General features: G+C 43.9%; 15 protein-coding genes. 8 read left to right on the forward strand and 7 right to left on the reverse strand.

Translation table 11 applies throughout. From position 1 onward, the window contains the following. Positions 1–174 precede the first annotated feature (174 nt). Together metH and DK415_RS03500 are read left to right on the forward strand one after the other, a co-directional pair. Positions 175–3,867, forward strand: coding sequence for a methionine synthase (metH, locus tag DK415_RS03495; protein ID WP_109432484.1), 3,693 nt, complete (start codon positions 175–177; stop codon positions 3,865–3,867). A 92-nt stretch (positions 3,868–3,959) separates the two neighbouring features. After that, positions 3,960–5,072, forward strand: a complete 1,113-nt coding sequence (locus tag DK415_RS03500) for a phospholipase D family protein (RefSeq protein ID WP_109432485.1) — start codon at positions 3,960–3,962, stop codon at positions 5,070–5,072. 379 nt (positions 5,073–5,451) lie between these two features. Here DK415_RS03500 and selD read toward each other — a convergent pair whose 3' ends face one another. The 3 genes from selD to pntA all read right to left on the reverse strand — a co-directional run bounded on the left by selD (position 5,452) and on the right by pntA (position 9,649). Then, entirely contained in the window at positions 5,452–6,492 is a 1,041-nt protein-coding gene (gene selD / locus DK415_RS03505) for a selenide, water dikinase SelD (RefSeq protein ID WP_109432542.1), read from the reverse strand. Positions 6,493–6,678: 186 nt separating this feature from the next. Beyond that, complete coding sequence (pntB, locus tag DK415_RS03510) at positions 6,679–8,103, reverse strand: Re/Si-specific NAD(P)(+) transhydrogenase subunit beta (RefSeq protein ID WP_006718444.1); 1,425 nt, start codon at positions 8,101–8,103, stop codon at positions 6,679–6,681. A gap of 10 nt (positions 8,104–8,113) precedes the next feature. Continuing rightward, entirely contained in the window at positions 8,114–9,649 is a 1,536-nt protein-coding gene (gene pntA, locus DK415_RS03515) for a Re/Si-specific NAD(P)(+) transhydrogenase subunit alpha (protein ID WP_109432486.1), read from the reverse strand. Between the two features lie 299 nt (positions 9,650–9,948). Here pntA and sfsA point away from each other — a divergent pair, with 299 nt between their 5' ends. The 4 genes from sfsA (at position 9,949) to DK415_RS03535 (ending at position 14,641) form a co-directional block, all read left to right on the forward strand. Then, positions 9,949–10,680 (forward strand): DNA/RNA nuclease SfsA, encoded by a 732-nt coding sequence (sfsA, locus tag DK415_RS03520; RefSeq protein ID WP_109432487.1) that lies wholly within the window; start codon positions 9,949–9,951, stop codon positions 10,678–10,680. A 233-nt stretch (positions 10,681–10,913) separates the two neighbouring features. Beyond that, on the forward strand, positions 10,914–12,101 hold the full coding sequence (tyrS, locus tag DK415_RS03525) for a tyrosine--tRNA ligase (protein WP_109432488.1): 1,188 nt from the start codon (positions 10,914–10,916) through the stop codon (positions 12,099–12,101). A gap of 89 nt (positions 12,102–12,190) precedes the next feature. Beyond that, on the forward strand, positions 12,191–13,117 hold the full coding sequence (locus DK415_RS03530) for an aminoimidazole riboside kinase (protein ID WP_109432489.1): 927 nt from the start codon (positions 12,191–12,193) through the stop codon (positions 13,115–13,117). Positions 13,118–13,189: 72 nt separating this feature from the next. Continuing rightward, a complete protein-coding gene (locus tag DK415_RS03535) occupies positions 13,190–14,641 on the forward strand; it encodes a glycoside hydrolase family 32 protein (RefSeq protein WP_109432490.1) in 1,452 nt (483 codons plus the stop codon). 49 nt (positions 14,642–14,690) lie between these two features. Here DK415_RS03535 and uvrD read toward each other — a convergent pair whose 3' ends face one another. Both uvrD and DK415_RS03545 read right to left on the reverse strand, forming a co-directional pair. Next, entirely contained in the window at positions 14,691–16,865 is a 2,175-nt protein-coding gene (uvrD, locus tag DK415_RS03540; protein ID WP_109432491.1) for a DNA helicase II, read from the reverse strand. Between the two features lie 168 nt (positions 16,866–17,033). After that, the gene (locus DK415_RS03545) at positions 17,034–18,383 is read right to left on the reverse strand and encodes a GntP family permease (RefSeq protein WP_109079691.1); all 1,350 of its coding nucleotides are present in this window, start codon (positions 18,381–18,383) and stop codon (positions 17,034–17,036) included. A 213-nt stretch (positions 18,384–18,596) separates the two neighbouring features. On the opposite strand from DK415_RS03545, the gene DK415_RS03550 reads away from it, so the two are divergent. Then, positions 18,597–19,115 (forward strand): gluconokinase, encoded by a 519-nt coding sequence (locus tag DK415_RS03550; protein WP_109432492.1) that lies wholly within the window; start codon positions 18,597–18,599, stop codon positions 19,113–19,115. Between the two features lie 61 nt (positions 19,116–19,176). Here DK415_RS03550 and gntR read toward each other — a convergent pair whose 3' ends face one another. Further along, positions 19,177–20,175: a gluconate operon transcriptional repressor GntR gene (gntR, locus tag DK415_RS03555; protein WP_109432493.1), complete on the reverse strand. Its 999-nt coding sequence runs from the start codon at positions 20,173–20,175 to the stop codon at positions 19,177–19,179. A 50-nt stretch (positions 20,176–20,225) separates the two neighbouring features. After that, positions 20,226–21,050: a formate dehydrogenase accessory sulfurtransferase FdhD gene (gene fdhD, locus DK415_RS03560; protein ID WP_109432494.1), complete on the reverse strand. Its 825-nt coding sequence runs from the start codon at positions 21,048–21,050 to the stop codon at positions 20,226–20,228. A gap of 236 nt (positions 21,051–21,286) precedes the next feature. Here fdhD and fdnG point away from each other — a divergent pair, with 236 nt between their 5' ends. Continuing rightward, a complete protein-coding gene (gene fdnG, locus DK415_RS03570; protein ID WP_162540461.1) occupies positions 21,287–24,370 on the forward strand; it encodes a formate dehydrogenase-N subunit alpha in 3,084 nt (1,027 codons plus the stop codon). The last annotated feature ends 1 nt before the right edge of the window (position 24,371 follow it).

Raw genomic sequence — 24,371 nt, forward strand, 5'->3', positions numbered from 1 at the left:
GTTTAGCATAGACCAAGATAAAAAGCAGAATATCGGCAAAGAATTCTCTTCTTATGCCTACTAGAAAAATGCGTTAAAAAAACACCGCACTTTTAGAGAGATAACATTTGACAGCGCAAGCACATCTTCCTACTATTCCTCCCATTTATTTGAACTCCAACAAACGGAAAGCTTATTTTGAAAAACACCACTGAAATACTAAAAAATGCCCTCGCCCAACGTATCTTAATTTTAGACGGCGCCATGGGCACGATGATCCAAAAATATAAACTCACCGAAGCGGATTTCCGTGGTGAACGCTTTGCTGAAAGCGCTATCGATTTACGCGGCAATAATGATTTACTAACCCTCACCCAACCGTTACTCATTTCCGCCATTCACGAAAAATATTTAGAAGCCGGTGCGGACATTATCGAAACCAATACATTCAGCTCCACCACTATTGCGCAAGCAGATTACGATTTGCAATCCATTGCCTACGAACTCAACTTTGCCGGTGCAAAACTGGCTCGTTTGGCGGCGGATAAATACAGCACACCGGAAAAACCACGTTTCGTCGCGGGGATTCTCGGCCCGACGAACCGCACTGCGTCCATTTCCCCGAACGTAAACGATCCGGGTTTCCGTAATGTGACCTTTATGGAATTGGTGGATGCCTATTCGGAAGCTACACGCGGCTTAATCAAAGGCGGTGCCGATTTAATTATGATCGAAACCATTTTCGACACGCTAAATGCTAAAGCGGCGGTGTTTGCCATCGAAACCGTGTTTGAAGAATTAGGCGTGGAATTGCCAATTATGATTTCCGGCACCATTACCGATGCTTCCGGTCGTACCCTTTCAGGACAAACCACTGAAGCGTTCTACAACTCGCTTCGCCACGCCAAACCACTCACATTCGGTTTGAACTGTGCGCTAGGTCCGAAAGAACTTCGCCAGTATGTCGAACAACTGTCTAAAATCAGCGAAACCTACGTTTCCGTGCATCCCAACGCAGGCTTGCCGAATGCCTTCGGCGGCTACGATCTTGGCGCAGAAGACATGGCGGCACACCTGAAAGAATGGGCGGAAAGCGGCTTTGTGAACATTATCGGTGGCTGTTGCGGTACCACACCGGAACACATCAAAGCCTTTGCCGATGCGGTAGAAAATATCCCACCACGCAAATTGCCACAAATCAAAACCGCCATGCGTTTATCAGGTTTAGAACCGCTCAACATTGATGATGAAAGCCTGTTCGTGAACGTGGGCGAACGTAATAACGTGACAGGCTCGGCGAAATTTAAACGCTTAATTAAAGAAGACAAATTTGCCGAAGCCATTGAAATTGCCATCGACCAAGTGGAAAACGGTGCGCAAGTGATCGACGTGAACATGGACGAAGCCTTACTCGACGGCAAAAAATGCATGACCCGTTTCCTCAACATCATGGCGACCGAACCCGATGCAGCCAAAGTGCCGGTGATGATCGACTCCTCCAAATGGGAAGTGATTGAGGCGGGCCTGCAATCGGTACAAGGTAAACCGATTGTGAACTCCATCTCGTTGAAAGAAGGCGAAGAAATCTTTATCGAACACGCCAAACTGGTACGTAAATACGGCGCCGCCGTGGTCGTGATGGCATTTGACGAAGTTGGGCAAGCGGATACCGAAGATCGCAAAGTCGAAATCTGTACCCGTGCTTATAACATCTTAGTCAACCAACTTGGCTTCCCGCCGGAAGACATCATTTTCGACCCGAATATTTTCGCCATCGGCACCGGGATTGAAGAACACAACAACTACGGCGTGGATTTCATTAACGCCACAGGTCGCATTAAACGCAGCTTGCCACATGCCAAAATTTCGGGCGGTGTGTCAAACGTATCCTTCTCTTTCCGAGGTAACAATGTGATGCGTGAGGCCATTCATGCCGTCTTCCTCTATCACGCCATCAAACAAGGCATGGACATGGGGATCGTAAACGCAGGACAGCTCGCGATTTACGATGATCTGGATCCGGAATTACGCAATGTGATTGAAGACGCCGTCTTGAACCGCACACCGGATGGCACAGAACGTTTATTGGATATTGCGGAAAAATATCGCAACCAAGGCAATGATGAAAGTGCGGTGGATTCTGTCGCCGAATGGCGTACGTGGCCGGTGGAAGAACGCTTAAAACACGCCCTTGTGAAAGGCATTACCACACATATTATTGAAGACACCGAAGAAGCCCGCCAAAAATTGCCAACGCCGTTGGAAGTAATTGAAGGCCCACTCATGGCAGGCATGGACGTGGTGGGCGATTTATTCGGTGACGGCAAAATGTTCCTCCCGCAAGTGGTGAAATCCGCACGCGTGATGAAACAATCCGTGGCGTATTTAGAGCCGTTTATCAACGCCACCAAACAAAAAGGCTCAAGCAATGGTAAAGTGGTGATCGCCACCGTGAAAGGCGACGTGCATGACATCGGTAAAAACATCGTGAGCGTGGTGTTGCAATGTAATAACTTTGAAGTGATTGACTTAGGCGTCATGGTGCCGGCAGACAAAATCATTCAAACGGCGATTGATGAAAAAGCGGATATTATCGGCTTGAGCGGTTTGATTACGCCATCCCTAGACGAAATGGAATACTTCCTCGGCGAAATGACGCGTTTAGGCTTGAACTTGCCGGTGTTGATCGGCGGCGCAACCACCTCCAAAGAACATACCGCCATTAAACTTTATCCAAAATATAAACAACACGGTGTGTTCTATACCTCAAACGCTTCCCGTGCGGTAACCGTATGTGCCACATTGATGAACCCTGAAGGGCGCGCGGCATTGTGGGAACAGTTCAAAAAGGATTACGAAAAAATTCAACAATCTTTTGCAAATCGTAAACCGCTACGTAAACAGCTTAGTATTGAAGAAGCTCGCGCCAACCGTTTCGATGGCTTTAGCGGTGAATGGGCGGATTATGTGCCACCAACGCCAAAACAAACAGGCATTGTGGAATTCAAAAACGTGCCGATTGCCGAACTACGCAAATTTATCGACTGGTCGCCATTCTTCCGTATTTGGGGCTTGATGGGCGGCTACCCTGATGCCTTTGATTATCCGGAAGGCGGCGAAGAAGCCCGTCGTGTATGGAACGATGCACAAGTGGTTTTAGATGAATTAGAGCAAAACCACAAACTCAACCCAAGCGGTATTTTAGGCATTTCCCCTGCGGAACGTGTGGGCGATGATGTGGTGCTATTCTCTGATGAAGAACGCACGCAAGCCATTGGCACCGCTTACGGCTTACGCCAACAAACGGAACGTGGCAAAAACAGCAAAAGCCCATTTAACTTCTGCTTAAGCGATTTTATCGCCGATCGCGAAAGCGGTAAAAAAGACTGGTTCGGGATGTTTGCCGTGTGTGCCGGCGTTGAAGAAATGGATTTAGTGGAAGGCTATAAAGCGGCGGGTGATGACTACAACGCTATCTTGCTACAAGCAGTGGGCGATCGCCTCGCCGAAGCCATGGCTGAATACCTGCACTTTGAGCTTCGCACCCGCATTTGGGGCTACACACAAGAAAAATTCGACAACCAAGGTTTAATCAATGAAAACTATGTCGGCATCCGCCCTGCACCGGGCTATCCAAGCTGCCCGGAACATACCGAAAAAGCCTTAATTTGGGATTTATTAGAAGTGGAACAACGCATCGGTATGAAACTCACCGAAAGCTACGCCATGTGGCCGGCAGCCTCCGTCTGCGGTTGGTACTTCACCCACCCCGCTAGCAACTATTTCACTTTAGGTCGCATTGATGAAGACCAAGCTCAAGATTATGCCAAACGTAAAGGTTGGGATGAGAGAGAGATGATGAAGTGGTTGGGGGTTGCGATGAAGTAGTTTTCTAATTTAATACCTAGATAGTATATGATCTTATCTTAAGCAAAATATATTTTTAGAAAATTTAATAACCTATATGGGAGGAATCAAGAATGAAAGAACCAAAATTATTTTTACATACAAAAGAAAATGAATCTGAATTATTAGATTTTTATCAAAAAGCAATTTCTGAAGCTGTTGAACTATATATTGTTTCTGCATACCTAACTGAGTGGAACATAAATACAAAACTTAACCCCAAAATAAAACCTTCTAAGTTTAGATTTATATTTGGTAAAGATTTTGGTTTATCTAGAAAGAAAGCTGTAAAAAATGTACTAGATTGGCTTCCTTCAGAATTTCAAGAAAAATTTCTTGTTGCAGAGCATATTCAAGGATTTCACCCCAAAGCTATTTTTTGGAAAAATAGTAACAATGAATACTATGCATTAATAGGTTCGTCAAATCTAACAAATGCAGCATTTAATTCAAATTGTGAAGCTAATATATTAACTTTTCTTTCTGAGAAACAATTTTTAGATGTTATAAAATGGATATCTAGTATTGAAAAAGAATCAAAAGTAGTTACAAAAGAATGGATAGATAAATATAACCAAGCAATACCACTTAGAATTGAACAATTAAATATGTATGAAAAAACATTAAAAGATTTACTCTCATATGATGAAGAGTTAATTTCATCGAGAAGAAAACAACTTGAAAACTATAAAATTCATCAAAAAGAACTAAAAAAACTAATTTCAAAATGTGCTAATGGTGAAATAAGCCACAAAAATTTTTATGAAAATTTAAAAGAAATATTAAAACAAGGTATCAGTTTTCAGCCTAGATTTGATTGGTCTAGACGTGGGAGTCGTGATAACTTTAAGTTATTATGCCAAGCATTAGATAGAATATACAAGACCAAATCTGATGAGAGGGATAATATAGTAGAAAAAGAAATTAACAACTTACAAAATAAAAATATTTCAAATAGAAAAGCATTACTATCTGAATTACTTTCTTTAGAATATCCTAATGAATATCCATTATTCAATAAACCAGTTAGAGATTTTCTAAAAAGCTTAAATAGAACGATACCAAAATCTACAGATGGAAAAACTTATATTGTCACATCTCAAATTCTTAGAGATATCTTGAGTGATATGGACAAAATTGAAAATCTTGCTGAATTAGATGCGTTAATTCAGAGCAAATATCGTTAATTTTATGATGGCGCAAGCGTCCTCGCTTGTGCCTATCAGCTAAAAGTGCGGTAAAAAATCTAAAGAATTTTGAATATTAATTCTGCCAACGACTTATGGGTAAAATTCGCAATGTATTATTAAACAGCACCAGCGTGGACGCTGGCACTATCTTTCCTTATTAGCACAATCTGTTGGCGCACGCTTCCCAGCGTGTGCCCAATTTCAATTAAAAACATTTCAAAAACTCACCGCACTTTATTTACTTTTTAGGGCTCGCGTTAGGCAATGCGCGCTAGCATAAATTTTCATGACTAAAAAAATGCGGTCATTTCCTCAAACGTTTTTCATTTCAAAAAACACTTGGAAAAATGACCGCACTTTGATCATAAAATTAACGCTATTTCACCACAATAAATTCCGGTGAGGCTTGTCGTTCCATGAGTTTGCCGACAGGATATAATTCAACACCAGCGTTTTGAGCAACGGCAAAAACCTCTTTTTCCGAATCCGGTTTGACGGCGATGAGTAAGCCACCGGAGGTTTGCGGGTCACATAGAACGGCTTTTTGTAAATCCGTTATTGGGGCGATTTTGTGTCCGTAGCTGTCGAAATTACGGTTTGTACCGCCCGGAATACAGCCTTGTGCAATGTAATCGTACACACCGTCTAGGGTTTTAATGTTAGCAAAATCCACTTCGGCATTGAGATTTGAGCCTTCGCAGATTTCGGCTAAATGCCCTAACAAGCCAAAACCGGTGACATCCGTCATCGCAGTGACACCTTCAATGTTTGAAAGCTGACTTCCTAGCAAATTCATTTGGCACATCCACTTGGTCGCCAAGCCTTTATGTTCGGCTTTTAATTTGCCTTGTTTCTCTGCCGTCGTTAATACGCCGATGCCCAATGGCTTGGTTAAATACAAGTTGCAACCGGCTTCAGCAGAGGCATTTCGTTTCACTTTCTCTGTGTCGATAATGCCGGTCACCGCCAAGCCAAAAATCGGTTCCGGCGAGTCAATGGAGTGTCCGCCGGCAAGGGCAATGCCCGCCTCCTGACAAGCGAAACGGCCGCCGTCAATAATGCGTTGCGCCACGCTTGCGGGCAATTTGTTAATCGGGAAGCCAAACACCGCAATCGCCATAATCGGCTTTCCGCCCATGGCGAAAATATCGCTCACAGCGTTGGTTGCCGCAATGCGTCCGAAATCAAAAGGATCGTCCACAATCGGCATGAAAAAGTCCGTGGTACTGATAATCGACGTACCATTGCCTAAATCATACACCGCCGCGTCATCCTTGGTGTCATTGCCGACAAGGAGATTCGGGTCAATAAACGGTGCCATTTCGGTATGCAAAATTTCCTCTAAAACCTTAGGCGATATTTTGCAGCCTCAACCGGCACCGTGGCTATATTGCGTCAGCCGAATGTCGTTTGTTATGACGCATTCATTCTGTTCCGCGTGCAAAGCCTGCTCTGTCATGCTTACTTCCTTTTTATTAAACGAATGGTGTAATTATAGCTTTATTGGACGAATGATTCATTAATTGAAATGCATTTCTCAGAAACAAAAAATGCGGTGAAAGCTCACCGCACTTTTATTTTTTAGCTTGTCATCTAAAGCAAATTACAACGCTTTTAAGATGTCATCCACACGTTCTTTCGCATCACCAAACAGCATTTGGGTGTTTTCTTTGAAGAACAGTGGATTTTGTACGCCGGCGTAACCGGTATTCATAGAACGTTTGAATACCACTACGTTAGCCGCTTTCCACACTTCTAATACCGGCATACCGGCGATTGGGCTGTGCGGGTCATCCATTGCGGCAGGGTTTACGGTGTCGTTCGCGCCGATAACCAATACGGTGTCGGTGTCAGCGAAATCATCGTTGATTTCATCCATTTCCAACACGATGTCGTAAGGCACTTTGGCTTCCGCCAATAACACGTTCATGTGGCCCGGCAAACGTCCGGCAACCGGGTGGATACCGAAACGCACGTTCACGCCGCGTTCGCGTAATTTTTGGGTGATTTCTGCCACCGGATATTGTGCTTGCGCCACCGCCATGCCGTATCCTGGGGTGATGATCACAGAGCTGGAATTTTTCAACAATTCCGCCACTTCTTCTGCGGTTGTTTCACGGTGTTCGCCTTGTTCCGTATCGGAAGACACTTGAACGTCATTACCAAAACCACCGGCGATAACACTGATGAAAGAGCGGTTCATGGCTTTACACATGATGTAAGACAAGATCGCACCGGAAGAACCCACAAGCGCACCGGTCACGATTAACAAGTCATTGCTAAGCATGAAACCTGCCGCCGCCGCGGCCCAACCGGAATAGGAGTTCAACATGGACACCACCACCGGCATGTCTGCACCACCGATAGAGGCCACTAAATGCCAACCGAAAGCAAGGGCAATCACGGTCATGATTAATACCGGGAAGATATTTTCCGGTTCACTTAAGAACGCCACCATTAACAAGGCGGAAACGATGAGCGCCGCTAAGTTTAATTTATGACGGTGTGGCAACATTAAGGCTTTAGAATTAATTTTTCCGCTTAATTTACCGAATGCCACTACAGAGCCGGTGAAGGTCACCGCACCGATGAAGATCCCTAAGAACACTTCCACGTTATGCACGCTAGCAAGTGCGGCTTGTTCTGCAAGGAATTTCGCTTGTTCTACGTCATTTAAACCGCTCGGCATGGTTGGGATATCATGCAAACCGTAGCTGTTATAGCCTACCAATACGGCAGCTAAACCGACGAAGCTGTGCAAGATTGCCACTAATTCCGGCATTTCTGTCATTTCGACTTTTAATGCACGCTGAATACCAATCGCACCACCAATCACCATCGCAATGATGATCCACAATGTGCCTTCGGATTTTGGCCCGAAGATGGTGGCGATGAGAGCAATCCCCATCCCGATAATACCATACCAGCACCCTGCTTTTGCCGTTTCGTGTTTAGAAAGACCGGCTAAGCTCATAATGAAGAGCAACGCTGCAACAATATACGCAGCTTGTACAAAACCTTCTGACATGATTTTCTCCTTAGCCTTTTCTAAACATGGAAAGCATACGTTGAGTGACGCGGAAGCCACCGAAAATGTTGATGCTTGCCACTAAAATCGCAATAAACGCCAACACACTAATGAAGAAATTACCTTGTGAGATTTGCAATAACGCCCCCACGATAATAATCCCTGAAATCGCATTCGTTACCGCCATCAGAGGGGTGTGTAGCGCATGGCTTACATTCCAAACCACATAGTAACCCACGACACAAGCCAAGACGAAAACAGTTAAGTGAGAAAGGAAAGCTGCTGGCGCAATAGACGTGAGCCATAAGAAAAGCACACCCACTGCCGCCATAATGCCGTATTTTTTACGCGGATCCGTTGGTTTTTCTTCCTCTTTTTTGACCGCACTTGCGGCTTTCGCTTGTTGTTGCGGTTGCGCAGACACTTGAATTGGCGGTGCCGGCCATGTGACTTCGCCATCACGAATCACTGTTACGCCACGCAATACCACGTCGTCGAAATTGATGTCGATTTGACCGTCTTTATTTTTGCAAAGCAATTTCAATAAGTTAACAAGGTTGGTACCGTAAAGTTGAGAAGATTGCGTTGGTAGGCGGCTTGGTAAATCGGTGTAACCAATGATTTTCACTTGATTGTCGGTGACCACCACTTCGCCGGCTTTACTTAATTCACAGTTACCACCGGTTGCCGCTGCTAAATCCACAATCACGCTACCCGGTTTCATGGATTCCACCATTTCTTTGGTGATTAAGCGCGGTGCCGGTCTGCCCGGAATTAATGCGGTGGTAATGATAATGTCCACTTCTTTCGCTTGTTCTGCGTAAAGGGCAAGCGCGCGACGATTGAATTCCTCGGACATCACTTTCCCATAACCATCGCCACTGCCGCCTTCTTCTTTGAAATCGATTTCAAGGAAGCTTGCACCCATACTTTCTACTTGTTCTTTTACTTCCGGACGGGAGTCAAAGGCACGTACGATAGCACCGAGGCTATTTGCTGCACCAATCGCGGCAAGACCGGCAACACCCGCACCAATCACCAATACTTTTGCCGGTGGTACTTTACCTGCGGCGGTAATTTGTCCGGTGAAGAAACTGCCGAATTCATGTGCGGCTTCTACCACGGCACGATAACCCGCAATATTTGCCATTGAACTTAATGCATCCAATGCTTGCGCACGTGAAATACGCGGCACGGCATCCATCGCCAACACATTGATTTTTTTCGCTGACAATTTGTCCATGAGCTGCGGATTTTGTGCAGGCCAGATGAAGCTGACTAAGGTTGCTCCTTCTTTAATTAAAGCGATTTCATCGTCGGTCGGCGCGTTGACTTTAAAAATAATGTCCGCTTGCCAAACCTGTGCGGCATCACCGACTTTCGCACCGGCAGCTACAAATGCCTGATCTTCAAAACTCGCTTTGAAACCCGCATCATGTTCAACAATCACCTCAAAGCCAAGCTTCAAAATTTGCTGAACCGTTTTCGGCGTTGCCGCCACACGACTTTCATTATCAAGCAGTTCTCTAGGTACACCAATTAACATAATGATTCCCTTTGATTGATTAAGATGTAGGTAACAAATTTACCCGCCCGAAATGACGCCTCTAGGCTGTCAAATTAGCCCTCACTCTATCATTGTTCCCCTAAAAACGAAAAAAAATTTTCGGCTTTTTATTCAATATGTGATCCCTATTACAATTTATGGTAGCACATAAAAAAATTAGAAATTCCTCCCCCGCTTTGCTATCTTAGCGCGCGAATATTTTGGCTGCCGCTTCACACTCGGTCAGTTAAAAAACACGGAAAAACTTAACCGCACTTTGATGCTCAAGGTCAAACACAATGCAATTACCACCTCTACAATCCGCCACCTTAATCCGCCGTTACAAACGTTTCTTAACAGATGTACAACTGCCAAACGGCGACATCACCACGCTACACTGCGCCAATACCGGCGCCATGATCGGCTGTGGTGCAGAAGGCGACACCGTCTGGTATTCCACCTCCGACAGTGCCACTCGGAAATACCCAAGCTCATGGGAATTAACGCAATTAGCAAATGGCAATATGGTTTGCATTAACACCCACCGCTCTAATCAGCTCACCTTTGATGCCTTACAAAAAAAACACATCCTTGAACTGGCTATGTATGACGAAATTCATCCGGAAGTGAAATACGGCGAGGAAAACAGCCGCATTGATTTTCTGCTAAAAGGCAAAGATCTGCCCGATTGTTATGTGGAAGTGAAATCCATCACGTATGTGGATAACGCCAAAAAACTCGGGATGTTTCCTGATGCCGTCACGACACGCGGACAAAAACACTTGCGCGAATTGATCGCAATGAAAAAACAAGGCCATCGTGCGGTGATTTTCTTCTGTGGCTTACACGATGGCTTCGATCATTTTCAAATCGCAAAACACATTGACGCCAAATATGACGCGCTTTTCCAGCAAGCCCTCAAAGAAGGCGTAGAAGCCTATGCATATGCCGCTGAATTTGAAAAAACGCAGGGAATTCCGACCGCACTTCATCTCACAAAGGTCGTACCACTTAAGATAAACTCCATTTAAGCAAATTATTTGAGAATTATTTTCATTAAAGTGCTTGACATTATTTTTGAGAATAATTATCATTCAATCACCAAAACAAATTATAGATAATCACTCCAACTTCAACGCCTCATCCCCCACAAGAGGCGTTTTTTTCGCCTGAAATCCGGCCTTTTCCTTAAAAATAATTCAAATTTGTCGAATAACCTCTATAATGTAGCCTTTCGGTAAATTGAATAACATTAGGAAAATACATGACTGATATGAATACCGTTCTCGCGGAACTAAAACGCGGCGTAGATGAAATTCTTTCTGAACAGGATTTAATTGAAAAACTTAAAGAAAATCGCCCATTGCGCGTGAAACTCGGCGCAGACCCAACCGCACCGGATATTCATTTAGGTCACACTGTGGTATTAAACAAATTACGTCAATTCCAACAATTAGGCCACGAAGTTTATTTCTTAATCGGTGACTTCACCGGCATGGTAGGCGATCCGTCCGGTAAAAACACGACTCGTCCACCGCTTAGCCGCGAAGATGTGTTACGCAATGCGGAAACCTACAAACAACAAATTTACAAAATTCTCGATCCGCAAAAAACCCGTATCGTATTTAACTCTGAATGGTTAGGTAAATTAGGCACCGAAGGCATGATTCGTTTAGCGAGCAACTACACTGTTGCCCGTATGTTGGAACGTGATGATTTCAAAAAACGTTTCTCTAACAATCAACCAATTGCGATTCATGAATTTATTTACCCGCTCTTGCAAGGTCATGATTCTGTTGCGTTGGAAGCCGATGTTGAGTTAGGCGGAACCGACCAAAAATTCAATTTATTAGTGGGTCGTGAATTACAAAAATCTGCCGGTCAAAAACCACAAGTGGCGATTACCCTGCCGTTATTAGTGGGCTTGGATGGCGAGAAGAAAATGTCCAAATCCCTTGGCAACTATATCGGTGTTACCGAAGCACCGGGTGAGATGTTCGGCAAAATCATGTCCATTTCCGATGATTTAATGTGGGATTGGTACAACTTGCTTTCTTTCCGTCCATTAACTGAAATCGCCCAACTGAAAGCAGATGTGGCGAACGGCAAAAATCCACGAGATGTAAAAATCTTATTAGCCAAAGAAATCATTGCCCGTTTCCATGATGAGGCGGCTGCAGATGCGGCTGAACAAGAATTTATCAACCGTTTCCAAAAAGGCGCGATGCCTGATGAGATGCCTGAATTTACCTTTGAAGGTGAAATCGGCCTTGCCAACTTGTTAAAAGAAGCCGGCTTGGTTGCTTCGACTTCAGAAGCCAACCGCATGGTACAACAAGGTGGCGTGAAAATTGACGGTGAAAAAGTAGAAGATGCCAAACTGGTTATCAGCGCTTCTACTGCGGTTTACCAAGTGGGTAAACGCAAATTCGCCAAGGTCACGGTGAAATAAAAACATCATAAAAATGAACCGCACTTATGACATCATAAAGTGCGGTTATTTTTATCCACGTTTTTTAGGGTTAACACGAGGAGCAAAAGATGAGCCAAAAAATTTGGGTATTAGGTGATGCCGTGGTGGATTTAATCCCCGACGGAGAAAATCATTACTTGCGCTGTGCGGGCGGGGCGCCGGCAAACGTGGCGGTAGGTATTTCCCGTTTAGGCGGTGAAAGTGCATTTATCGGTCGCGTGGGCAAAGATCCCTTGGGCGAATTTATGCAACAAACCCTACAACAGGAAAACGTACAAACCAACTACATGATTCTTGATCCGCAACAACGCACGTCAACGGTTGTCGTTGGATTAGATAACGGCGAACGCAGCTTTACCTTCATGGTGAATCCAAGTGCCGACCAGTTTTTGCAAGTGGCAGACTTACCGAATTTCCAAGCGAATGAATGGCTACACTGTTGCTCGATTGCATTAATCAACAATCCTTCCCGTGAAACGACTTTTGAAGCCATTCGTCGTATTAAAGCCGCAGGCGGATTCTTCTCTTTTGATCCGAATCTACGCGAATCCCTGTGGTCAAGTTTTGAAGACATGAAAGAAACGGTGATGCAGGCGGTAGCATTGGCGGATGTGTTGAAGTTTTCAGAAGAAGAATTAACGCTCCTCACTGACACACAAACCTTAGACGAAGCGTTTGAAAAAATCACCGCACTTTATCCGGAAAAATTGATTATCGTCACACTAGGCAAAGACGGTGCCCTCTACCATCTAGCGGGTAAGAAAGACATCGTTGCCGGCAAAGCCTTGAAACCGGTTGACACCACTGGCGCAGGTGACGCGTTCGTTGGTGGTCTTCTTTCCGGCCTTTCACAACATGTAAATTGGCAAGAAACCGCTGTGCTTGAGCAAATTATCCGTCAAGCTAATGCCTGTGGCGCGTTAGCGACTACCGCAAAAGGGGCAATGTCTGCCCTACCGAATAAAATGCAATTAGCCGATTTTTTGGTGAACTAGTTTTTTAATTCAATCCGATAGCACGCGTCTCGTGATGCGTGCCACCTGCCCCAACAGAGAGGGAGAATCCTTATGCCTATTTTCAATAACGGAAAATACAAAAGCATCCTTGCGGCAGCATCCTGTGAGCTTGCGGAAATTGCTCAAACCGTACAAAAAGACACAAATTTCCGACCGCACTTTCATATTGCGCCACCAACAGGGCTAATGAACGATCCTAACGGTCTCATCTTTGATGGCGTGAAATATCACCTTTTTTATCAATGGTTTCCTTTTGATGCCATACACGGTATGAAACATTGGAAACATTTGATCACCAAAGATTTCCAACATTATCAATCCGCTGATGATCTCATTCCTTGCGAACTTTTTGAATCGCACGGCTGTTATTCAGGTGGTGCCATTATTTGGCAGGAACAAATTGTCGCCTTTTACACCGGCAACACACGCAATGCGGAAAACCAACGCATTCCTCATCAAAATATGGCAATCTTTTCTAAAGAAGGGAAATTGCTCTCCAAACGTTGTCTGCTTAATCAAGCGCCGAAAGGTTATACCGAACACGTCCGCGATCCAAAACCTTTTGTCACGGCAGAAGGTAAAATTCGTTTTGTACTTGGTGCACAACGAGAAGATCTCAGTGGTACCGCATTGTTATACGAAATGGATGACTTAAACGCCGAACCACATTTATTGGGCGAATTAAATATCCCTGTCTTTGATAATCGCCAAGTATTCATGTGGGAATGCCCGGATTTATTCAAATTAGGCGGCAAAGACGTGTTTATTTGGTCGCCACAAGGCAAATTACGGGAAGCTCATCAATTTCAAAATAACTACCACGCTGTGTATGCCGTCGGCAAATTCGAGGGCTTAACCTTTCACGCCGAACACATCGCCGAACTGGATCAAGGCTTTGATTTCTACGCACCACAAACTTTTGCAGGTCTTAGCAAGACAGAAAATGCCATCCTGTTCGGTTGGATCGGATTGCCGGACTTAACCTATCCGACAGACCAATTCAAATGGCATTCGGCTTTAACGCTACCAAGAGAATTGCGCTTAGAAGGCAACAAAATCCACCAATGCCCCATTGCAAAAACATATGAAAATCTGACCGCACTTTCTACGTTTGATCTTGATGGCAAAGCCAAAATTGCAGACTTAGATCGTGCCTACATAAAATTTGAGTCGAATAATCAAGCTTTTGATTTAGCCTTCTTCCAAAATGAACAAGGACAATCATTGCGTCTTTCTTATGAAAACGGATTGGTTTGTTTAGATCGTAGCCAAAGTGAACAAACCGCATTGATGGAAAAATTCGGTAGTAAACGTTTCTGTGAAATTGAGAATCTGCAAACAGTAGAAATTTTCTTTGATTATTCTGTCGTGGAAATTTTTCTCAATCACGGTGAAAAAACCATGACCTCGCGCTTTTTTATTGAATCACGGAAAAACGTTGTGGAAAGCAATCGAAAATTAACGTTACAGATCGGTTACCCAAAAGCCATTCAATATCGATAAAAAAAGTGCGGTGAAATTTCACCGCACTTTTTATTTTATCCCGACAAACCTAAACCTTTTCCAGTTTTGCTAAGTGTGCTATCAGCCATTTAATCCCTTGATTTTGGAACGCGATTTGTAAGCGCAAATTATTGTCCGCACCTTCTACATTAATCACCGTACCAAAACCGAATTTTTCGTGTTTCACTTTTTGCCCCATTTTCCATTCGCTTTCATTGACAATAGGCGAAACGCTACCTACTTTGGCTTGATTTAAAGCACGAGTAACTGTGCCGCGTAAACGGATTTCCTGCAAACATTGTTGCGGCAATTCGGAGATAAAACGAGAAGGCAAATGGCGTTCTTCTTTGCCATATAAACGGCGGCTTTCTGCGTAAGAAACGGTGAGTTTTTGTTTGGCACGGGTAATCCCCACATACGCCAAACGACGCTCTTCTTCCAAACGACCCGCTTCTTCAAAGGAACGAAAACTTGGGAATAACCCCTCTTCCACGCCAATCATAAACACCCGAGGAAACTCCAAGCCTTTTGCCGAGTGCAGGGTCATCATTTCCACACAGGCTTGATGCGGTGCCGCTTGTTCTTCGCCGGCTTCTAATGAAGCATGCGTCAAGAACGCCGTAAGCTCTGTCATGTCTTCCGCTTCGTCAGGCTTGATAAATTCGCGTGCGGCAGAGACCAGCTCTTCCAAGTTTTCAATACGCACTTCGCCTTTTTCGCCCTTTTCCTGTTTATACATTTCATACAAACCGGAATGTTTAATGACAAAATCCGTTTGTGCAAACAATGGCATTTCTTCCGTATCCCGTTGCAGAGAATTGATTAATTCCATAAAGCGAAGCAAGGCGGTCGCGGCACGACCTGCCAGTTTATTTTCCTGCAATGCCAAATTTGTGGCTTGCCATAACGTGATTTGATGTTCACGAGTCAGATTACGCAAGGTGTCCAACGTGCGATCACCAATGCCCCGTGGTGGCGTATTAATAACGCGCTCAAAGGCGGCATCATCTTGGCGATTAGCAATTAAGCGCAAATAGGCTAACGCATCCTTAATTTCCTGACGTTCGAAGAAGCGCATGCCGCCATAAATACGATACGGAATTTGTGAACGAATTAACGCTTCTTCAATCACCCGTGATTGACTGTTACTGCGATATAAAATGGCACAATCGTTGAGTTTGCCGCCATCTTCAATCCAGGTTTTAATTTGTGAGGCAACAAACAGCGCCTCATCCAATTCGTTAAAGGCAGCATAAATGCCTACAGGGTCGCCTTGATTGCCTTCCGACCACAAATTTTTCCCGAGTCGATTGTTGTTATTGGAAATCAGCTCATTCGCCGCTTGCAAAATATTCATGGTAGAACGGTAATTTTGCTCTAATCGAATGGTTTGTGCATTGGCAAACTCTTTCAAAAATAACTGAATATTTTCGATTTTTGCACCACGCCAGCCATAAATAGATTGGTCGTCATCGCCCACAATCATCACTTTGCCTGTTTTGCCTGCCAACAAACGAATCCATTCATATTGAATTTTGTTGGTGTCTTGGAACTCATCCACCAAAATATGCTGAAAACGTTGTTGGTAACGTTGCAAAATCAGTGGCTTATGTAAAAACAATTCGTACGAGCGCAATAAAATTTCAGCAAAATCCACTAGGCCTGCACGATCGCAAGCATCTTGATAAATCTGATAAATTCGAATCCATTCTCGTTCTTGACGATCGTGATGATCATCAATTTGATTCGGGCGCAAGCCTTCGTCTTTTTTATTATTGATATACCAAGCGGCTTGCTTTGGCGGGAAACTTTTTTCGTCAAAATGATGTAATTTCATGAGGCGTTTGAGTAAACGCAATTGGTCTTCCGAATCTAAAATCTGGAAATCTTGCGGCAAATCCGCATCAAGATGATGGGCACGCAGAAGTCGATGAGCAATACTATGAAAGGTGCCGACCCACATCCCAAACAAACGCTGATTGCCGTCGGACAAGACGGATTCAATGCGATGACGCATTTCTGCCGCAGCTTTGTTGGTGAAGGTCACCGCCATAATGCTGCCTTCGGAGACACCTTCAACACCAATCAACCACGCGATTCGGTGCGTTAATACGCGGGTTTTACCACTCCCCGCGCCCGCCAACACCAAATAATTGCCCAACGGCGCACTCACCGCTTCCCGTTGTTTATCGTTTAAACCATCTAATAATTCTGCGAAATCCATTATTTTCACTCACAAATACTGTTTTTTTGTACAGGCGAAATTATAGCGATTTTTGCTAAAAACTCAATGAAGGAAAGGGAAAAGAAGAAAAAGTGCGGTGGTTTTTTTCTGATGTTTTTTCATAAAAAAGCGCACCGTAAAAGATGCGCTTTAGTCAAACCGGAAGTATTAGAAAATAATGCTACCGATTAATGCAATGATAAAACCGACAAAGCCGATTGAGGTTTCCAACATAGTCCAGGTTTTTAACGTGGTTTTGGTATCCATTTCCAAGAAGCGACTCATCAACCAGAATCCGCTGTCATTCACATGAGAGAACACCGTGGCACCTGAGGCAATGGAGATCACGATAAAACATAAGTCTAATTGACTAAGATCGGTCGCCGCAGCAACGGTCGGCGCGATTAATGCGGAGGCGGTAGTTAATGCTACCGTTGCCGAGCCTTGTGCCACGCGCAATGCCATGGAAATAATAAAGGCGGCAATAATAATCGGCATACCGGTATTGGATAACATGGCGGACAATTCATCGCCGATACCACCGGCACGTAATACGCCACCGAACATACCACCCGCCCCGGTGACCAAAATAATGGAGCAAATCGGCCCAAGCGCACTGTTGCAGAGGCTTTCGATTTGTTCGTAGCTACGTTCACCGCGCAATAAAGCAATGGCGATTAATAACGTAATCAATAAAGCAATAGGCGTTTTACCAATTAAACGCAAGCTTTGCACCCACAAAGCTGAACCATCGATGACTTTTGCGACGCTGAGCGTATTTAAACCGGTATCAAACAGAATTAAGAAAATCGGTAAAACCAAAATAAATAATACGCGTCCGAAGGGTGGCGGGTTCTGAACGGAAGTTTCGCTAATGGCAGAACTATTCAAAAAGGTTTTCGGCAGTTCCACAAAGAATTTTTTGCTGATGTACATACTGAACAAATATGTTCCGATGTACCAAGTTGGAATAGCACAAATTAACCCGACAAGCACCATCAACCCCATATTTACACCGAGCAAATCTCCGGAAGCAACCGGACCTGGATGCGGTGGTAAAAAGGCGTGCATGACGGCGAAAGCACCGGCAACCGGGAAGGCGTAACGTAAGACGGAACCGCCAAAGCGTTTTGCCACGCTAAAGACGATTGGCAACATCACGACCAAACCGGCATCAAAGAAAATCGGAAAACCGAATAATAAGGCGGCAACCCCAAGGGCAAAAGGTGCTTTTTGTTCACCGAATTTATTGATTAAAGTATCGGCAAGTACTTTGGCCCCACCAGTCACTTCAAGCAAACGACCAATCATGGCACCCAAGCCAACCAACAAGGCAACCGATGCCAACGTATTGCCGAAGCCGGTTAATAGCGTCGGCAAAATCTTGTCAACAGAAATACCTGCTGCAAGTGCGGTCAATAAACTGACTAAAACCAATGCAACAAAGGCATGCATTTTAAATTTAATGATAAGTAGCAATAATAAAAGTACAGCTACGATCATGATGAAAATTAACATAATTCGTCCTCACGCTTAAAATGTTACTGGTAACATACTCCTTATCGCAAAATTGGTAAATAAATATCATTTATAACTGTGATCACAATCACAAAAAATATATCCATGCTTAATTCATCTGCAAAATCGAACATTTTATAGCCTAAAAGGATTGTTACCGATAACATTTTTACGCTAAGCTAAGTCTATTAAAAATCAGAGAAGGAGAAACACATGGCGGCAGGTAAAAGTTTTATTTTAATGGGTGTATCCAGCACCGGTAAAACGTCTGTGGGGACGGAAGTGGCGCATCGTCTAGGAATAAAACTGATTGACGGAGATGATCTGCATCCGCGCGCCAATATCATCAAAATGGGTGAAGGCCATCCATTAAACGATAAAGATCGCGCGCCTTGGTTGGAACGCATTCGGGATGCAGCATTTAGCTTGGAGCATAAAAGCGAGGTAGGCATTATTGTTTGTTCGGCATTGAAAAAGAAATATCGTGATCAAATTCGTGACGGCAACAGCAATGTAAAATTCCTATTTTTACACGGTTCTTATGATGTAATTTTGGAACGTATGCGCCAACGCAAAGGGCACTACATGAAAGAAAGCATGCTGAAAAGCCAGTTTGAAACGCTGGAAGTACCGGGTGCAGATGAACCTGATGTGATTCCTATTGATATTAATGCGCCTTTTGACGAAGTGGTTGAACGTTGTATTCAGGCGCTGAAACCTTATCTCTCTTAAAACAAAAAAGTGCGGTCTATTTTTCAAGTATTTTAAAACGTCTAAAAAAAACACCGCACTTTTATATGCTTTCCCCTAAATGGATCTGGTAGCCTAAATTGATGATAGCGCTTTGCGCGGGAATATTGTCAATTCGGGCCAGTAATTCCTGTGCAGCAATACGCCCAATGTCTAAACGCGGCGTGATCACCGTGGCAAGTTGTGGCGTGATCGATTGGCCTACATCGTGTCCGTGGAAACCGGCAACAGCAATTTGCTTGGGCACTTGAATGCCTAGCCGTTGGCATTCAAAAATAGCGCCAATGGCGATGTCGTCATTAGTGCAAAAAATACCGTCAATTTGCGGAAATATTTCAAGTGCCTGATGCAACAATTCGCCGCCTAGCGTAAAAGAAGAATGTTCTTTAGTGGCGATCACATGTGGTGTTAATTGATACTTTGCCATGGCGTTTTCATAGCCTTGCTGACGTAAACGCGTGCGTTTATCTTGACGCGCCGCAAAATAAACTACGTTGCGATGCCCTCGATTAATCATGGTTTCCACCATCGCTTGTGCCGCCGCGATATTGTCAAAACCGACAACCTGTTGGATACCAACCTCGGTGGTATCCATGATTTCAATCACAGGAATATTCGCCACTTTGAGCATTTTTTTAGTTTTTTCGGAATGCTGACTTTCCGACAAAATAATGCCGTCCACGTTGTAAGACAGCAGGCTTTCAATACGACGTTCCTCTTTCTTTTCACTGTAACCGTAATGCGCCAACATGGTTTGATAACCCGCTTTATCGGTAATTTGCTCAATACCACGAATCACATTAGCGAACACCTGATTGGTCAACGACGGTACCAACACACCAATTGCCCGACTTTTAGCATTAGACAAGATATCCGGTGCGCGATTAGGAATATAGCCGAAACGTTCAATGGCTTCGGCAATGCGCGCTTGTGTACCATTCGCCACTGAATCAGGATTGCGTAGATAGCGACTAATGGTCATCTTCGTAATGCCAAGGTAATCGGCAATATCTTGTAATGTCGGGCGTTTATTTTTTGTCATAAAGAAAAAAGCCTAAAGAATAAATAAGATGATTTTAGACTAAGGCAAAATCAATCACAAATTGCTAAACGTTCTCTACCACTATAAACCGTCGCACGCCCCGGTCTGGCAAAACCAATTAACGTTAAGTTGTATTGTTCTGCCATTTCTACCGCCAAATCTGTTGAAGCCGAAATTGCGACTAACATTTCTATGCCTGCAGATACTGTTTTTTGCACCATTTCATAACTGGCGCGACTGGTCACCACAATAAACCCTTGGGGCTTGTCCGCTTTGGCATGCCAACCTAATAATTTATCCAACGCCACATGGCGACCGACATCTTCACGAATGGCGAGTAATTTACCTTCCATGGAGAAAAATGCCGCCGCATGCGTGGAGCCCGTTTGTTTACCTAATTCCTGAGCCTCTTGTAATTGCTGTAAGCAATCGTCTAGTTGTGCCACACGGAAGGTTAAAGTGCGGTCTAATTTTTTAACGTTTTTATAAACCTGTTGAATCTGTTCCGCACCACAAATGCCACAACCGGTTCGTCCGGTTAAGGTGCGTCGATGATCTTTCAATGCCACAAAACAGCGGGTCGCCAACTCAATTCTCGCTTCAATGCCATTGCAGGCTTCTTCAATATCAATGCCATAAATATCACTAGGTTTATCAATAATTCCTTCCGATAAAGAAAACCCCATGGCGAAATCTTCCAAATCTCGTGGAGAACACATCATCACTGTGTGAGAAATATCGTTATAAACCAACGCCACTGGCGTTTCAGTGGCTAAAATTTCTTGTTTCTCAGAAATAGCAATCTTGTTAGCGCTTTGTTGCTCATTTGTTAATTTTTTAATAAAGTGAATTAATTTTTTTTTGATCCAACTCAAAATTTTCTATCCTTATAGCCATTATTAATTATGGATTTCTGTACAAAAAATAGGTATTCTACCCGCCGCTACTAGTCAAGTAACTATGTATTTTAATTGTTACATAACTACTCAGCATCGTTTCGCTAAATTTTAATACAAATTTAACAAAAACGACCATCAGATTATCTAGTTAAATACAAATTTAAAACTATCAAACTGAAAACAACAAATTTTGTTGATTGTGGGGAGTGTTTATGCAGATCTCAAGAAGAAAATTCTTCAAGGTCTGTGCCGGCGGTATGGCAGGAACATCGGTTGCGATGTTAGGCTTTGCTCCGGCTACGGCCTTAGCTGCGCCACGCGAATACAAACTATTGCGTGCGAAAGAATCGCGTCAAACCTGTACATACTGCTCGGTAAGTTGCGGCATGTTAATGTACAGTACAGGTACACCATCTAATACCATAAGTGGTCACACCGCGACAAATACCCGTTCTAAATTATTCCATATCGAAGGCGACCCGGATCATCCGATCAGCCGTGGTGCATTATGCCCTAAAGGTGCCGGTGCATTAGACTTTATCAATAGCGAAAGCCGTAACTTATATCCAGAATACCGCGCGCCGGGTTCCGATAAATGGGAACGTATTTCTTGGCAAGATGCGATTAAACGTATTGCCCGCTTGATGAAAGATGACCGTGATGCCAACTTCGTTGAGAAAAATGCTGAAGGCAACACGGTCAACCGTTGGACAACCACGGGGATTATGACAGCATCGGCAATCAGTAATGAAGCCGCATTGCTAACCCATAAGTGGATTCGCATGTTAGGGATGCTTCCGGTATGTAACCAAGCGAATACTTGACACGGACCAACGGTAGCAAGTCTTGCTCCATCATTTGGTCGCGGTGCCATGACAAACAACTGGGTTGATATCAAAAACGCCAATCTTATTCTTATTCAAGGCGGTAACCCTGCTGAAGCTCACCCTGTTGGCTTCCGTTGGGTCATTGAAGCGAAGAAAAACGGTGCGAAAATCATCGTTGTCGATCCGCGCTTTAACCGTACAGCTTCCGTAGCTGACCTTCACGCGCCAATTCGTTCCGGTTCTGACATTGCCTTCTTAATGGGGGTGATCCGTTACTTATTGGAAACCAATCAAATTCAACACGAATACGTTAAACACTATACCAATGCATCCTTCTTAGTGAACGAAGGCTATAAGTTCGAAGACGGTTTATTCTCCGGATTTGACGAAGCAAAAGGTAAGTATGATAAATCAACTTGGAACTACCAATTTGATGAAAATGGTCATGCTAAACGTGATATGACATTACAACACCCACGTTGTGTCATTAACGTATTAAAAGAACACGTTTCCCGCTATACCCCGGAAATGGTTGAAAAAGTTACCGGTGTAAAACAAAAAACCTTCCTACAAATCTGTGAAGAAATCGGTAAAACATCGGCACCAAATAAAACCATGACGCACTTATATGCGCTTGGCTTTACTGAACACACAATCGGTACGCAAAATATTCGCTCCATGGCGATGATCCAATTGCTCTTGGGTAATATTGGTATGCCGGGTGGTGGTATTAACGCATTACGTGGTCACTCTAACGTACAAGGTACAACCGATATGGGCTTGTTACCGACAATGTTACCTGGCTATATGCGTTTACCGACAGACAAAGAAACGTCCTTCGACCAATTCATGAATGCAATTACGCCGAAAGACATCGTGCCAAACCAAACAAACTATTATCGTAATACATCAAAATTCTTCACCAGTATGATGAAGACTTTCTATGGCGATAACGCGACAAAAGAAAACGGTTGGGGCTTTAACTTCTTACCAAAAGTCGATCGCGTCTATGACCCGATTACTCATATCAAAATGATGCATGACGGTGAATTGAACGGTTGGATTTTACAAGGTTTCAACGTATTAAACTCATTACCGAACAAAAACAAAACTGTTGCAGGTATGAGTAAGTTGAAATACTTAATCGTTATGGATCCATTGCAAACCGAAAGTTCCGAATTCTGGAAAAACTTTGGGGAAGCGAACGATGTAGATCCGTCCAAAATCCAAACAGAAGTGTTCCGTTTACCAACCACCTGTTTCGCGGAAGAAGATGGTTCTATCGCTAACTCCGGTCGTTGGGTGCAATGGCACCAAAAATCTTGCGATCAACCAGGCGAAGCCTTACCGGATGTAGAGATTTTATCTATGCTCCGTGAAGAAATGCATGAGCTTTATAAGAAAGAAGGTGGTCGCGGTATTGAGTCCTTTGAAGCCATGACGTGGAACTATAATATTCCACATGCGCCATCATCATCTGAACTGGCTAAAGAAGTTAACGGCTATGCTTTGGAAGATCTTTATGACGCAAATGGCAACCTAATGTATAAAAAAGGTCAACTACTTAACTCCTTTGCACACTTACGTGATGACGGTACAACGTCCTCCGGTAACTGGATTTATGTAGGTCAATGGACTGAAAAAGGTAACCAAACAGAAAACCGTGATAATTCCGATCCATCCGGTTTAGGTTGTAACTTAGGTTGGAGCTTTGCATGGCCGGCAAACCGTCGCGTGCTTTATAACCGTGCGTCTTTAGACATTAACGGTAATCCATGGGATAAACATCGTCAGTTAATCAAATGGAACGGCAAAAACTGGAACTGGTTTGATATTGCTGACTATGGCACACAACCACCAGGTTCTGATGCAGGTCCGTTTATCATGTCTGCTGAAGGTGTTGGTCGTTTATTCGCTGTTGATAAAGTCAATAGTGGACCCGTACCGGAGCATTATGAACCGATTGAAAGCCCAATTGATACTAACCCGTTACACCCAAGTGTTGTGACCGATCCAACGGTACGTATTTATAAAGAAGACCGTGAGTTTATCGGTTCAAATAAAGAGTATCCGTTTGTCGCAACAACTTATCGTTTAACCGAGCACTTCCACAGCTGGACGGCACAAGCGGCATTAAACATCATCGCGCAACCACAACAATTTGTGGAAATCGGTGAGGCACTTGCAGCAGAAAAAGGCATCCAAAAAGGCGATATGGTAAAAGTTACCTCTCGTCGTGGTTATATCAAAGCTGTTGCTGTGGTGACAAAACGTTTGAAAGCGTTAGAAGTTGACGGAAGAACAGTACACCATGTAGGTATCCCAATTCACTGGAATATGAAAGTATTAAATGGTAAAGGTAACCGTGGTTTCTCCACCAACACCTTAACGCCATCTTGGGGTGAAGCAGTCACACAAACCCCGGAATACAAAACATTCCTAGTTAATATTGAGAAGGCGGAGGTATAAC

The organism is Aggregatibacter segnis (genome assembly GCF_003130075.1).
GTDB lineage: Bacteria > Pseudomonadota > Gammaproteobacteria > Enterobacterales > Pasteurellaceae > Aggregatibacter > Aggregatibacter segnis_A.